A 14,706-nucleotide genomic window follows, 5' to 3' on the forward strand; every position below is an offset into this window, starting at 1 on the left:
CAGATTGCCGGAGTCAATTGTATCAAGGCCTCTTTACCCTTATAATGAAAATAAGGAATAATTTGTAGAGGGTGAAAGTCTTGGCTACTAAGCATGAGCAAATATTACAATATATTGATGAACTGCCAATTGGAGAAAAGATATCGGTCAGACAGATCGCCAAGGCGCTCGCTGTGAGTGAAGGGACGGCATACAGAGCGATCAAGGATGCTGAAAATAAGGGATATGTCAGTACAATAGAACGTGTTGGAACAATAAGAATCGAGCGGAAAAAGAAAGAGAATATTGAGAAGCTTACTTTTGCAGAAGTTGTTAATATCGTTGACGGCCAGGTGCTCGGTGGAAGAGCCGGCCTTCATAAAACACTGAACAAATTTGTTATTGGGGCGATGAAGCTTGAAGCGATGATGAGATATACGGATGCCGGAAACCTGCTGATCGTCGGAAACCGGACCCAGGCACACGAATTGGCATTGAAGGCTGGCGCTGCTGTATTAATTACCGGGGGATTTGATACAGAAGACCATGTCAAAAAGCTTGCTGACGATCTGCAGATGCCTGTGATCTCAAGCAGCTATGATACCTTCACAGTGGCAACTATGATCAATCGGGCAATCTATGACCAGCTGATTAAAAAAGAGATTGTACTTGTTGAAGATATCCTGACTCCTCTGCAGGAGGCGGTTTTTCTGAAAACAACCGATACAATTGCAGATTGGCTGACATATAACCGCGAAACCGGCCACAGCCGATTCCCGGTTGTCGACAATAATCTCAAGGTGCAGGGAGTTGTTACTTCCAAGGATATCATGGGACATGACAAAGAAACGTTTATCGAAAAAATCATGACTAAAAATCCAATGACAGTTGGCGGGAAAACGAGCGTTGCTTCTTCCTCGCATATGATGGTGTGGGAAGGAATTGAATTGCTCCCAGTGGTGGATGAGGCGAATAAACTCGAAGGCATTGTAAGCCGCCAGGATGTGCTGAAGGCTTTGCAGATGATACAAAGGCAGCCGCAGGTGGGTGAAACAATAGACGATATTGTCACCAGTCAGCTGGTTATGACAAGGGGAAAAACAAAAGGGGATGACGTCTATCGCAGCGAGGTTACTCCGCAGATGACTAACCACCTTGGAACGATTTCCTATGGAGTCTTTACAACCATTGTATCGGAAGCGGCAAACAGAGTGTTAAGAAGCTATAAAAAGGGAGATCTCGTAGTTGAAAATATGACGGTCTATTTTATAAAACCTGTTCAGATTGACAGTATGCTTGAAATCTATCCCAAAGTCCTGGAAGTAGGGCGGAAGTTCGGTAAAGTGGATGTTGAAGTTTTTAACGAAGGTGTCCTTGTGGGCAAGGCGATGATGATGTGCCAGCTGATTGACAGACACTAAAGAAATGCTGAAGCGCCTTGCCCACGAAGGAACGCAGACTAAGATCGCCACGTCCTCCCAAAAGCTGACCCTTTCTGTGTGACCTCGATGGGGTAGGCGCTGAAGCTAGACAGTAATCCACGTTCAAAGTTAAACTTTCATACGAATAAACAAAAAGCCGCTCAAAATTGAACGGCTTTTTTGCATGGCTTCTTCCAGAAGTCCGGGTATCTTTAATTTTTCCTTGCTGCTTCAGCTTCTTTCACAGCATGAGGCGTGTAAAATTTGTATGCTTTTATGCCGCCCCAAATGCTTAATCCACCGATTAGAATAAACACAATTGCCACAATGAGAGCAGTTGTTGTGTCGTATAAAAACAGCTGGTTAAGACCAAATATGGCAACAAATGAACCCAGGGCAATTCTGGACTTGGCTGATATCCATTGTCTTTCAGCCGGCTGTCTGCTTCTGAAGAATTTTACTTTGTAGAAAATATAGAAAGAAAAAGAGAGTATAATCAGGATAACAAAAATAGGCATTTCATAACCTCCAAGTTTCGACAATCTCTTATCATTCTACCTTCATTATTAAAAAAATGCCATAAGCGTGCAGTGTTTTCTTTTTCTTTTCATGGTGGTATGGTAAAAATATAGTATTCAGAATAAAAGGAGCGCGCCATGAAACAGAAGATACTTGATGAAATAATAAAATATGAAACAATCATTATTCATAGGCATGTCCGTCCGGACCCGGATGCGTATGGTTCACAGGGGGGCCTTGCTGAAATCCTTAAGGCTTCATTTCCGGAGAAAGCGATCTTTACTGTCGGGCAGGAAGAAGAAACACTTCATTTTATGAGAAGGCTTGATGAAATATCTGATGATACATATAAAGGTGCGCTGGTCATTGTCTGTGATACAGCAAATGCAGAGCGAATATGTGATGATAGATATGGAAAGGGCAGCAAGCTGATTAAAATTGATCATCACCCTAATATGGATCCGTATGGAGATTTATTGTGGGTGGATACAGATGCAAGCTCTACAAGTGAAATGATTTATGAGTTTTATCTTTTCGGCAAAGAACAGGGCCTGAAAATGTCTGATGAGGCGGCAAGATTGTTATTTGCAGGAATAGTTGGGGACACCGGCCGTTTCCTTTATCCGAGCACGACTGAAAAGACATTTGCCTATGCAGGTGAACTGATTCATTATAATTTTTCACGTCCGGAACTGTTTGATAAGATGTACGAGCTGGACGCAAATATTGTTAAACTGAAGGGCTATGTGCTGCAGAACTTTGAGATGAAATCCAGCGGGGCTGCTGTAATGATCCTGAAAAAGGAATTGCTCGAAGAATTTCAGGCATCACCTTCCAAAGCATCCCTGCTTGTAAGCACTCTTGGCGATGTGAAGGGAATAAAAGCATGGGTTTTCTTTATCGAGGAAAGCGATCAAATCCGTGTGCGGTTCCGTTCTAAGGGTCCAATAATCAATGAAATTGCAAGGAAGTATAAAGGCGGAGGACATCCTCTTGCTGCCGGAGCTTCCATTTATTCATGGGATGAGATGGATTCCGTTGTAAGAGACCTTGAGGCTGTCTGCAGAGACAACTGACATATGATGCCCGGCACAAAAAGCCGGGCATTAATCCAGCATTATATTCAATTCAATTGAGACAGTGGTATAGATGACCAATTCTTTAACTTCCACCCGGTACCTTTTTTCGTTTACGCGATGTGTCTTATTCTCTATGATTTTTTTGATCAGTTCACTGTTTTTATATACAGTATCCATGTCTTTGGCAATCATCATGCTGATATCCTCTTTTATTTTATCTTCCAGCTGGAAAACACTGAAAGAATCCAGTTTATATTTTTCGCCGTTGACAATTTTAATGGAAATATCCTGGACAGTCAGTTTTTTCTGGTTTTCTTTATTTAATTTTTTGAATTCCTCCTGCCAGATTTCTTTATCTTTTTCCAATTCATGAATAGCATCCTGCTGAAGCTTGATTTCTTTGCTGTATCTCTCCTGCCATTGCCCAAAGATAAATAAAAAAATAAACCAGCTGATGATGCCTCCCAGCGCCATTCCTGCAAAAAAACGCTGCCAGGATGGCAATCGGTAATAAGGAGGTATCCTCATGCCGAAATGTTCTCCTGAGTAAGCCAGTTAATGAGCATGGCGCCGGTCTGGGCCCCTCCGAGAGCAGAAAGAATCAGCATAAATTGCTTGAAGATGTCCTTAGTCTGTCCGTCCATAACGCCTCTTTCAAAGCTGTAAACTGTATCAAAGGTCCCCCCTATCGCTGCAATGATGGCCCAAATGCGAATCATATTGGAAATCTGGAAGATTTGATTTAAAGGAGGCTTTCCTGTCAGAAAAGCAGCCATGCCGCCAATGATTGAACCTCCAATCAAAACACCGAACGCAATGAAATAGCTCTCAATTAAAGTGGAGAAAAAGGGCTGGGTATTCATATCATCCATCCTCGCTGCAGGAATGGTCCTGCCAGAATTATCTTGATACTTCATCATATGGACAAACTTAATAAAATATGTTTTTTAGGTGCTGTTAAAAAGAGAACATATTTTCTTTTTGGAAACGGGCGTTCTATAATGAAAATAGCAGAAATTAAGGGTGTGAGAAACATGTCATTTATTCACCTTCATGTATATAGCGCATATAGCCTGCTGTCGAGCACGGCAAGAATAGAGCAGCTTGTAACGAGCGCAAGGGAAAATAGGTTTCCTGCCCTGGCTCTGACGGACCGAAATGTCATGTACGGGGCAGTCGCCTTTTATAAAGAATGTCTTAAGCAGTCCATAAAGCCGATCCTGGGACTCTCTGTGGATGTACTAAGCGAGATATCTGATGGCGAAGCTTATCCATTGGTCCTCCTGGCTAAAAACCGGCAGGGGTTTCAGAATCTATTAAAAATCACGAGCACGGTCCAGACAAAATCGCCTGAAGGCATTCCTGTTAAATGGCTTAAACACTATGCTGGAGGATTGTTTGCTTTAACTCCAGGCATAAATGGGGAGATCGAACAATCTCTTATGGCAGGTGAATACGGCCAGGCAAAAAGAACAGCTGACCTATTCAGCAGCATTTTTGAGCCAAATTCTTTCTTCTTCGCATTACAGGATCATGGGCTGCATGAAGAAAAAAGAATCCACGGCCCCATGGTTAACCTTTCAGAAGAAACCGGAATTGGCCTGGCGGCTTCAAATGGTGTCTGTTACATAAAAAAAGAGGAAGCTTTTGCCCATGAGTGCCTGCTGGCCATTAAAAATGGTGAAAAGCTTCAGGATGAAGAAAGAGAACGGCTGAAGAGCAATGAGTATTACTTAAAGTCATCCGGGGAAATGGCGGAACTGCTATCAGGGTATCCAGATGCTTTAGAGAATACGATTATGATTGCTGAGCAATGCAATGTAATGCTTGAGCTGGATAAACAGAATCTTCCTAAATACCCTGCTGCAGGAGGCATGAGTGCCGATCAGCTATTGGAAGAAGTGTGCTGGCAAGGCTTTGCTGACAGATATCCGGATGGAGATGATGAGCATAAGAATCGGCTGCGGTATGAGCTGAACATTATCAGAAACATGAAATTCAGTGATTATTTTCTAATCGTTTGGGATTTTATGAAGTTCTCGAGGGAAAATGGCATTTTAACCGGTCCGGGACGGGGATCTGCAGCCGGTTCGATGGTTGCTTATGTCCTCTACATAACAGATGTGGATCCCATTGAGCATCAGCTCCTATTTGAGCGGTTCCTTAACCCGGAAAGAATCTCCATGCCTGATATTGATATTGATTTCCCGGATCACAGAAGGGATGAGGTAATTCGGTATGTATCCCAAAAATATGGAGAATTGCATGTGGCTCAAATTCTTACATTCGGGACCCTTGCTGCCAAAGCAGCACTCCGGGATGTCGGCAGGGCATTTGGGCTTAATCCTAAAGAGCTGGACATGCTTTCAAAAAGAATACCTTCCAAATTGGGCATCACTCTCAAGGAGGCCTACAAAGAATCTGAGCCTTTAAGAAGATTTACCCAGGAATCCGATTTAAATCGGAGACTATTTGACACAGCTGTCAAACTGGAAGGACTCCCAAGACATACATCGACCCATGCAGCCGGAGTTGTCATCAGCGAGCATCCGCTTGTTGAGGCCATTCCAATTCAAAAAGGGCATGAAAATGTTTATTTGACCCAATATTCAATGGAGCATCTCGAGGATGTCGGCCTTTTAAAAATGGATTTTCTCGGTCTTAGAAACCTGACATTAATTGAGAATATCCTAAGCTCTATACAGAGAAAGACAGGCATACAGATTGATATAAAACAAATTCCCCTGGATGATGAGGATGTATACAGTCTTTTGGGAAGAGGAGATACAACAGGTATTTTCCAGCTTGAATCTGATGGGATGCGCAGTGTCCTGACAAGGCTTCAGCCAACGCGGTTTGAGGATATTGTTGCTGTCAATGCTCTTTATCGCCCAGGCCCAATGGAAAATATCCCTCTTTTTATTGACAGGAAGAACGGAAGGAAGCCAATCATATATCCTCATCCTGACTTGAAGCCTATTCTTGAAAATACGTATGGAGTCATTGTGTATCAAGAACAAATTATGCAAATCGCTGCAAAACTGGCCGGATTTTCATTGGGTGAAGCAGATTTGCTTCGGAGAGCGGTCAGCAAGAAGCAAAAAGAAGTGCTTGACCGTGAGCGTGTCCATTTTGTTGGGGGAGCAGTCAATAAAGGCTATCATGAGCAAACCGCTCATGATATATATGACTTAATCGTCCGGTTCGCAAATTATGGATTCAACCGGAGCCATGCGGTTGCATATAGCTTCATAGCCTATCAGCTGGCTTATTTAAAAACTCATTATCCTCTTCACTTTATGGCCTCCCTGTTGACTTCAGCTATCGGAAATGAAGGCAGGATTGCACAATATATCGGAGAACTGAGGCAGATGGGCTTAACGCTCAGCCCGCCTTCCATTAATAAAAGCGGCTACTCCTTTCTGGCAGAGAAAAATTCTATCAGATATAGCCTGGCTGCTATAAAAGGAATCGGTGCTGCAGCTTTAAGAGATATTTTTCAGGCGAGAAAAAATAAGCGCTTTGAAGATCTGTTTGATTTTTGCATAAGGGTTTCAACAAAAGCAGTTAATCGAAAGATCCTCGAATCGCTGGTTCATTCAGGCAGCTTTGATGAATTCGGTGAAGATAGAGCTGTTCTTCTGGCCAGCCTGGATGTAGCTGCAGAGCATGCCCAGCTTGTTATGCCGGAAGATGATCTAGCTGATTTCTTTGAGGAGGATGAATTTTTTCCTAAGCCTAAATATACAGAAGTAGATCCAATCCGTTCTGAGGACAAGCTAAGATTTGAAAAAGATGTGCTTGGCCTTTATTTATCAGATCATCCCGTTTCGATTTACGAATCCTATTTTTCCCTGCTTGGAGCCTGTCCGCTGGGTGAGGTGGAAAAAACAGTAAATAAGGCAAAAACAGTTGCATACCTATCCGAAGTGAAAAAGATTCGTACGAAGAAAGGAGAGCCAATGGCGTTTCTTTCCTTGAGCGATCAGACGGGAGATATGGAGGCAGTTGTTTTTCCTAAGGTGTTTAACAGGTTTTCAATGCTCTGCTCGCAGGGAAACATTGTCTTAGCAGAGGGAAAGATAGAGGAACGGGACGGAAAAAAGCAGCTGATAATACAGCATCTGGATAATGTGAAGAAAGCCATTGAAAAAATGCAAAACAAGGATCCCGTTTTGTATTTAAGAATTACTGAGGATCGGGAGACAACGGAAAATCTTTGTTTGCTCAAAGAATTATTTAAGAAAAATGAAGGCCGCGTTCAAGTGGTTTTGTATTATGAAAGCTCCGGAAAAACCATTCGTCTGGGTGAAGAGGATCTGGTCTCGCCAACAGAGGATTTCCTGAATTTGCTTATGCAGCTGCTTGGCCGGAATAACGTCGTTTTAAAGTAATTACCCTTTACAACAATAACAATTATGGTATATTTGTAAGAAGAAAAATAAACTGGTCTGACCACTGTGAGCGAAAGAGAAGCCCTGCTCTATCTGATCATGAAACAGAACTGCAGCAGGATTTTAAGCATGTATTCGTCAAGTCTATGTTTATATATAATCCTATCCGGAATATGAGGAGTGAAAATTTTGACCTTACGCGAAGAAGCTTTGCATATGCATAGAGCTAATAAAGGGAAATTGGAATCTAAATCTAAAGTACAGGTGCGAAATGCCAAAGACTTAAGTCTTGCTTACTCACCGGGGGTTGCTGAGCCCTGCAAGGAGATTTATGATAAGCCGGAAACTGTCTATGAATATACGATGAAAGGCAATATGGTCGCGGTTGTTTCCGATGGAACAGCAGTGCTGGGACTGGGGAATATCGGGCCGGAAGCTGCCCTGCCTGTAATGGAAGGGAAAGCTGTACTTTTCAAAAGTTTTGCAGGAGTGGATGCATTTCCAATTTGCCTGAATACGACTGACGTAGATAAAATTGTTGAGACTGTAAAACTTCTTGAGCCTACATTTGGAGGCGTAAACCTTGAAGATATTGCTGCTCCCAATTGCTTTTATGTAGAGGAACGATTAAAGAAGGAAACAAATATTCCGGTTTTTCATGATGACCAGCATGGCACTGCCATTGTAACTGTTGCAGGCCTTGTAAATGCCTTGAAGCTGTCCGGAAAGAAAATGAATGAAATTAAGGTTGTGGCAAATGGTGCCGGTGCTGCCGGAATTGCCATTATTAAACTTTTATACAGCTACGGTGTTCGCGATATCATTATGTGTGACACTAAAGGAGCTATTTATGAAGGCCGCCCGCAGGGTATGAATGAAATTAAAAATGAAGTTGCGAAGTATACGAATCGTGAGAATGCGAATGGAAGCCTTGCAGATGTTATCAAAGGGGCTGACGTATTCATCGGGGTTTCTGCTGCTGGAGCCCTGACAGCTGAGATGATTGGCACTATGAATCAGGATCCAATTATATTCGCCATGGCTAATCCAACTCCTGAAATTATGCCTGAAGAAGCGAAAGCAGCAGGGGCAATGGTGGTTGGAACCGGAAGATCCGATTTTCCAAACCAGGTAAATAATGTGCTGGCTTTCCCTGGAATCTTCCGCGGAGCACTGGATGTCCGAGCAACTCATATCAATGAGAAAATGAAAGTGGCAGCTGTAGAAGCCATTGCTAATTTGGTGCATGAGGATGAGTTGAATGCGGATTATGTCATCCCAGGGCCATTCGATCCCCGTGTCGCACCGGAAGTTGCAGCTGCTGTAGCAAAGGCAGCTATGGAAACCGGCGTTGCACGCATTAAAGTGGATCCTGAAGAAGTGAAGGAAAAAACGAAGCAACTTGCAGTCATTGGAAAAGGTGAGTGATTCCATAAGTGAATTCACCTCAAAATAACACGAAGGTTTATATCGGCATTGTCAAACAGCTTAGGTCCATGATTGAACATGATGGACTTAAGCCTGGAGATCGACTGCCTTCCGAAAGAGAGCTGTCAGAGCGCCTGGGTGTCGGGCGCTCTTCCGTTCGGGAAGCATTAAGAGCCCTTGAACTTCTTGGCTTAATTGAGACAAGGAGAGGTGAGGGGACTTTCATGAGGGATTTTAGGGGTCATCAGCTCGTACAGCTGCTTAGCACGTTTATTCTTCAGGATAAGAAATCTATAAGAGATGTTAAAGAAACCAAGTTTCTGATCGAACTTGATTGTTTATGGCTAATTATTCAAAAGGCTGGTGAAGATCGGCTTCTTAGGTTCAAAAAGTGGACGCTGGAAGCAGACTACACAGATGATGACTTTTTCCTTGAAATCGTCACACTTGCAGATAATCATCTTTTCCTCCGTATTTGGATCATTCTCAAAGATTATTATAATTCTTTGGATTTAGAGAAAATGATGATAACCAAGCAGCAATATGCGGAGCTGATTGATACCTTGATTTCCAGAAAAGATTCCGAAGTTATTCGTGTATATAAAGAATTGAGAAATTTGTCGAAGGATTAACGACAATTTTTTGCAGAATTTATTTTTGATATCATCTATATTTAAATAATCAGACAAGCATAAATGAAGCCTAGAAAAGTTAGGCATTCATTTTTACAATAGTGGTCTGACCACTATTGGAATTAATGGAAATGATTCAGCGATTATCAGGGAGGTTTCATCTTGCTTAAAGATATTTTTACTAAGACGAAGAAGAAGAAATATGCAACCATTCCATCGGAAACGGCAAAGCAGGATGTGCCGGAAGGAATCATGACAAAGTGTCCAAACTGCAAGAAAATCATGTATACCAAAGAATTGGTCAAGAACCTTAAAGTGTGTTTCCATTGTCATTACCACCATACCATGAATTCAAAAGAGCGTTTGGCAAGCTTTTTGGATGCTAATAGTTTTGAAGAAATTAATGCGAACATGATCTCTGAAAATCCTCTGAATTTCCCGGATTATATTGAAAAGCTGGAAAAGGATCGGGAAAAGACAAAGATAAATGAAGCGGTAGTGACTGGGACAGGCACTATAGGTGGTCAAAAAATTGCAGTAGCTGTTATGGATTCCACGTTCCGAATGGGAAGCATGGGTTCAGTAGTCGGAGAGAAAATTACCCGTGCCATTGAAAAAGCTGATGAATTGCGAGTTCCTTTTATAATATTTACCGCTTCAGGCGGTGCAAGAATGCAGGAAGGCGTCTTGAGCCTGATGCAAATGGCCAAGACAAGTGTAGCACTAAAAAGATTCAGTGATAATGGAGGCCTCATTATTTCAATCATGACTCATCCGACAACAGGCGGTGTGTCTGCAAGCTTTGCTTCACTGGGGGACTATAATCTGGCAGAACCTGGTGCTTTGATCGGATTTGCGGGGCGCAGGATCATAGAACAGACGATTCGTGAAGAATTGCCGGAAGACTTCCAGACAGCAGAATTCTTATTAAAATGTGGTCAATTGGATGCAGTAATTCCGAGAACAGAGTTAAAAGACAAGATATCAGCAATTTTATCCATACATCAACCAGGAGGTGACTTCCAATGGCAGGAGAATTAGAATTTGAGCGTCCGGTTATGGAACTGAAAAAAAAGATTGCTGAATTAAAAGAGTTTACCAAAACAGCCGATGTAGACCTATCCTCTGAAATAGAGAAGCTGGAAGCGCGCTTGGAAAAATTAGAAGCCGATATATATGAAAATATGAAGCCCTGGGATCGTGTGCAGATTGCGAGGCACCCCGCAAGGCCGACTACACTGGATTATATCTCCTATCTTTTTGAGGATTTTTTCGAGTGTCACGGAGATCGTGCTTTTGGTGATGATGAAGCGATTGTGGGCGGTATCGCAAAGTTTAAAGGAATTCCGGTTACTGTCATCGGCCACCAGCGCGGAAAAGACACCAAAGAGAATATCCGCAGAAATTTTGGCATGCCTCATCCCGAAGGTTACCGCAAAGCATTAAGGCTTATGAAGCAGGCCGATAAATTCCGGAGGCCGATTATCTGTTTCATTGATACAAAAGGTGCCTACCCCGGGAAAGCTGCAGAGGAACGAGGACAGAGTGAGGCAATTGCTAAGAACCTGTTTGAAATGGCGAGCCTCAGAGTCCCGGTTATCTGTATCGTCATTGGTGAAGGCGGAAGCGGCGGAGCTCTGGCTCTTGGTGTAGGAAACCATATTCATATGCTAGAAAACTCCACTTATTCGGTTATATCTCCAGAAGGAGCGGCTGCTATTCTCTGGAAAGATGCAGCCCAGGCAAAAAAGGCTGCAGAATCCATGAGAATCACTGCACCGGATTTAAAAGAACTGGGTGTGGTAGACCAGATTATTGAAGAAGTAAAGGGCGGAGCCCACAAGGATGTCAAGGTTCAGGCTGCGGAAATCGAAGAAGTCCTTACTCACTCATTGAAGGATCTGATGGATCTTACTGAAGACCAGCTGATCGATCACCGGTACAACAAGTTCAAATCTATAGGCGAATATTCGTTTTTAAAGGAATTTATTGGGGTAAAATAAAAGCGTGCTTTCGGGCACGTTTTTATTTTTTTCATAACTCTTTATGCAGAATCGAAGGCTTCTTCCCGGCACCGGAGAGTGATGCAATAATACTGTCCTTGTAGTGAAAAATGCAGTTTTTTCTATATAAAACGCTTTCAGTATCCCGACAATTCTGTATTTCTTTGAAATTGTCTGATTAAGTTGAGATGCTCCCTTCTTCATGGTATTTTAGAAATATTCAATAGCGTTTTGTTCAATAATAAGATAAGCATAGAATGCTCTGCTTTACATATAGAGCCTATATTACATACAGAATTTTCGGGCAGGCATGTACATTCTTTATAGGCTGGTAAAATACAGCGCAGCAAGAAAACACGCTTTCTTATGGTGATATAAATTACATTTGGGGTGATTATTGTGAAGAAAATAGGAGTTTTAACAAGCGGCGGCGATTCTCCTGGCATGAATGCGGCTGTACGTGCAGTTGTCCGTAAAGCGATCTATCATAATATTGAAGTGTATGGTGTTTATGGCGGATACTCCGGCTTGATGTCAGGAAATATTAAGAAGCTTGACCTGGGTTCGGTTGGTGATATCATCCATCGCGGCGGTACAGTCCTGCATTCGGCAAGAAGCGAAGAGTTCAAAACAAAAGAAGGCCAGCAAAAGGGCATTGAACAAATGAATAAGCACGGAATTGAAGGCCTTGTCGTAATTGGCGGGGACGGATCATACCGAGGAGCAAAAGCTTTGACAGAGCATGGATTTCCTTGTGTGGGCGTACCTGGGACTATCGATAACGATATTCCGGGAACGCAATATACTATTGGCTTTGACACAGCATTAAATACGGTTATTGATGCAATTGATAAAATCCGTGATACAGCTACTTCCCATGAAAGAACATTTATCATTGAAGTAATGGGAAGAGATGCAGGAGACATCGCTTTATGTGCAGGATTAGCAGGCGGTGCGGAGACAATCCTCATTCCTGAAGCAGGCTATAGTATGGATGAAATTGCAGAGAGACTGAAAAAGGGACATGAACGAGGCAAAAAACACAGTATCATCGTAGTTGCAGAAGGTGTCTGCAGCGGAGTGGATTTTGCCAAGCAGATCAAAGAAACAACAAACTTTGATACACGGGTGTCTGTGCTTGGCCATATGCAGCGCGGCGGATCCCCAACTGCATTCGACCGGGTGCTGGCGAGCCGTCTTGGAGCATATGCAGTAGAGCTTATTCTTGAAGGCAAAGGTGGACGTGCAGTAGGAATTCAAAATAATAAACTGGTTGACCATGATATAATTGAAATATTGGATAGAGAGCATACACTTGACCTGGATCTCTACAAACTATCGAAAGAGCTGTCTATTTAAAGCCGGCATCAAGCGGCATAAATCGTCGGGGGTGGGCAAGGCACTTCCGCTTTTCTTACAAGCTGCATCAAATCAGGAGGTAAATTTAAATGCGTAAAACGAAAATCGTCTGTACTATTGGACCTGCCAGTGAAAGTGTTGAAAGGTTAACACAGCTTATTGAAGCAGGCATGAATGTTGCCCGATTAAATTTTTCCCACGGTGATTTCCAGGAGCATGGACAGAGAATTCAGAACATCCGTGAAGCTTCAGCAAAGACAGGCAAGACTGTAGCAATCCTTTTAGACACTAAAGGGCCGGAAATCCGCACAAACAATATGGTGGATGGCGCAATTGAATTGAGAGCTGGGGAAAACATTATTATCTCCATGAATGAGGTTGAAGGAACAGCAGAAAAATTTTCTGTTACATATGCAGGCCTTATTGAAGATGTGCACACAGGAAGCAAAATCTTGCTTGATGACGGTTTAATTGGTCTTGAAGTGACAAAAATTGATAAGGCGAACAGTGAAATCCACACAAAAATTTTAAATAGCGGAACACTTAAAAATAAAAAAGGCGTCAATGTTCCAGGTGTTTCTGTAAATCTTCCCGGCATAACGGAGAAAGATGCACAGGACATCATCTTCGGAATTGAACAGGGCGTTGATTTTATTGCCGCTTCATTTGTCCGCAGAGCATCTGATGTCCTGGAAATCAGACAGCTGCTTGAAGAGCATAATGCATCTTATATCAACATCATTCCTAAGATTGAAAATCAGGAAGGTGTAGATAATATTGAGGAAATTCTTGAAATTTCTGACGGGCTTATGGTAGCGCGCGGAGACCTTGGAGTTGAAATTCCAGCAGAAGAGGTGCCGCTTGTACAAAAGAAATTAATTAAAAAATGTAATGCACAGGGGAAACCAGTCATTACTGCAACACAAATGCTGGATTCTATGCAGCGCAACCCGCGTCCAACACGCGCAGAAGCGAGTGATGTAGCAAATGCCATTTTTGATGGTACTGATGCGATCATGTTATCCGGTGAGACGGCTGCGGGCTCTTATCCTGTCGAGGCTGTGCAGACGATGCACAACATCGCATCGAGAGCGGAATCTGCATTAGATCATAAAGAAATCCTTTCAAATCGCAGCAAAGATAATGAGCATAACATTACTGATGCCATTGGAGAATCTGTGGCACATACAGCTCTTAACCTCGATGTTAACGCAATTATTACACCAACTGAAAGCGGCCATACAGCCAGGATGATTTCCAAGTACCGCCCAAAGGCACCAATCGTTGCCGTTACTTCAAATGACTATGTGTCACGGCGTTTATCTTTAACATGGGGCGTGTACCCTCAAATCGGCCAAAAAGCGTCTACAACAGACGATATGCTTGATATCGCCGTTGAAGAAAGCTTGAACAGCGGAATTGTTGCTTCAGGAGATTTAGTAGTAATTACAGCAGGAGTGCCTGTGGGTGAAGCAGGTACCACCAACCTAATGAAAATTCATGTAGTGGGGGATATCCTTGCTAAGGCACAAGGAATCGGGCGCAAATCAGCCTTTGGAAAAGTCGTTGTGGCAAGAAATGCAGAGGAAGCATTGGCGAAAGTAACAGAAGGATCTATTCTGGTTACAATCGGCTCTGACCGGGAAATGGTGCCTGCGATTGAGAAATGCAGTGCGCTTATTACAGAAGAAGGCGGGCTTACAAGCCATGCGGCTGTTGTTGGCCTTAATATTGGAATACCTGTCATTGTAGGGGTTGAAAATGCAACAAGCCTGCTGAAAGATGGACAGGAAGTCACAGTTGACTCTCAGCGCGGTGTAATTTATAACGGCCACGCAAGCGTATTATAAATGGATTTGAAAAAGGAAGGGGATCCCCTTCCTTTTTTGTGA

Annotated in this window: 12 protein-coding genes; 9 read left to right on the top strand and 3 right to left on the bottom strand. The window is 42.8% G+C overall.

From position 1 onward, the window contains the following. The first annotated feature begins 80 nt into the window (after positions 1-80). Positions 81-1,400 (top strand): CBS domain-containing protein, encoded by a 1,320-nt coding sequence (locus BFI01S_RS18415; RefSeq protein WP_061793907.1) that lies wholly within the window; start codon positions 81-83, stop codon positions 1,398-1,400. A gap of 212 nt (positions 1,401-1,612) precedes the next feature. Here BFI01S_RS18415 and BFI01S_RS18420 read toward each other — a convergent pair whose 3' ends face one another. Beyond that, positions 1,613-1,918, bottom strand: coding sequence for a YtpI family protein (locus BFI01S_RS18420; protein WP_035330304.1), 306 nt, complete (start codon positions 1,916-1,918; stop codon positions 1,613-1,615). 138 nt (positions 1,919-2,056) lie between these two features. On the opposite strand from BFI01S_RS18420, the gene BFI01S_RS18425 reads away from it, so the two are divergent. After that, entirely contained in the window at positions 2,057-2,995 is a 939-nt protein-coding gene (locus BFI01S_RS18425) for a DHH family phosphoesterase (RefSeq protein WP_061793908.1), read from the top strand. A gap of 30 nt (positions 2,996-3,025) precedes the next feature. On the opposite strand, the gene ytrI is transcribed toward BFI01S_RS18425, so the two are convergent. Both ytrI and ytrH read right to left on the bottom strand, forming a co-directional pair. Beyond that, positions 3,026-3,526 (bottom strand): sporulation membrane protein YtrI, encoded by a 501-nt coding sequence (gene ytrI / locus BFI01S_RS18430; RefSeq protein ID WP_061793909.1) that lies wholly within the window; start codon positions 3,524-3,526, stop codon positions 3,026-3,028. After that, positions 3,523-3,918, bottom strand: a complete 396-nt coding sequence (gene ytrH / locus BFI01S_RS18435; protein ID WP_309229251.1) for a sporulation membrane protein YtrH — start codon at positions 3,916-3,918, stop codon at positions 3,523-3,525. The genes ytrI and ytrH overlap by 4 nt, the downstream gene beginning before the upstream one ends. A 114-nt stretch (positions 3,919-4,032) precedes the next feature. Between ytrH and dnaE the strand changes: the two genes are divergently transcribed. The 7 genes from dnaE to pyk all read left to right on the top strand — a co-directional run bounded on the left by dnaE (position 4,033) and on the right by pyk (position 14,664). Continuing rightward, positions 4,033-7,392 (top strand): DNA polymerase III subunit alpha, encoded by a 3,360-nt coding sequence (gene dnaE / locus BFI01S_RS18440; RefSeq protein WP_061793915.1) that lies wholly within the window; start codon positions 4,033-4,035, stop codon positions 7,390-7,392. Positions 7,393-7,581: 189 nt separating this feature from the next. Further along, positions 7,582-8,820, top strand: a complete 1,239-nt coding sequence (gene ystJ / locus BFI01S_RS18445; RefSeq protein ID WP_061793910.1) for an NADP-dependent malic enzyme — start codon at positions 7,582-7,584, stop codon at positions 8,818-8,820. An 8-nt stretch (positions 8,821-8,828) separates the two neighbouring features. Continuing rightward, on the top strand, positions 8,829-9,452 hold the full coding sequence (locus BFI01S_RS18450) for a FadR/GntR family transcriptional regulator (protein WP_082804560.1): 624 nt from the start codon (positions 8,829-8,831) through the stop codon (positions 9,450-9,452). A 162-nt stretch (positions 9,453-9,614) separates the two neighbouring features. Further along, complete coding sequence (gene accD / locus BFI01S_RS18455) at positions 9,615-10,493, top strand: acetyl-CoA carboxylase, carboxyltransferase subunit beta (protein WP_061793911.1); 879 nt, start codon at positions 9,615-9,617, stop codon at positions 10,491-10,493. Then, a complete protein-coding gene (gene accA, locus BFI01S_RS18460; protein WP_061793912.1) occupies positions 10,478-11,455 on the top strand; it encodes an acetyl-CoA carboxylase carboxyl transferase subunit alpha in 978 nt (325 codons plus the stop codon). Before accD ends, accA begins: the two co-directional genes overlap by 16 nt. 399 nt (positions 11,456-11,854) lie before the next feature. After that, positions 11,855-12,814, top strand: coding sequence for a 6-phosphofructokinase (gene pfkA, locus BFI01S_RS18465; RefSeq protein ID WP_061793913.1), 960 nt, complete (start codon positions 11,855-11,857; stop codon positions 12,812-12,814). Between the two features lie 89 nt (positions 12,815-12,903). Next, positions 12,904-14,664 carry a pyruvate kinase gene (gene pyk, locus BFI01S_RS18470; RefSeq protein WP_061793914.1) on the top strand — a complete coding sequence of 587 codons (1,761 nt, stop codon included), beginning with the start codon at positions 12,904-12,906 and terminating at the stop codon, positions 14,662-14,664. Positions 14,665-14,706 lie beyond the last annotated feature (42 nt).

It is taken from the genome of Cytobacillus firmus NBRC 15306 (assembly GCF_001591465.1).
GTDB lineage: Bacteria > Bacillota > Bacilli > Bacillales > Cytobacillaceae > Cytobacillus > Cytobacillus firmus.

Coding starts and splice junctions, on each gene's coding strand:
- BFI01S_RS18420 (WP_035330304.1), bottom strand. CDS start 1,918: ATGCCTATTTTTGTTATCCTGATTATACTCTCTTTTTCTTTCTATATT.
- BFI01S_RS18425 (WP_061793908.1), top strand. CDS start 2,057: ATGAAACAGAAGATACTTGATGAAATAATAAAATATGAAACAATCATT.
- ytrI (WP_061793909.1), bottom strand. CDS start 3,526: ATGAGGATACCTCCTTATTACCGATTGCCATCCTGGCAGCGTTTTTTT.
- ytrH (WP_309229251.1), bottom strand. CDS start 3,918: ATGATGAAGTATCAAGATAATTCTGGCAGGACCATTCCTGCAGCGAGG.
- dnaE (WP_061793915.1), top strand. CDS start 4,033: ATGTCATTTATTCACCTTCATGTATATAGCGCATATAGCCTGCTGTCG.
- accA (WP_061793912.1), top strand. CDS start 10,478: ATGGCAGGAGAATTAGAATTTGAGCGTCCGGTTATGGAACTGAAAAAA.
- pyk (WP_061793914.1), top strand. CDS start 12,904: ATGCGTAAAACGAAAATCGTCTGTACTATTGGACCTGCCAGTGAAAGT.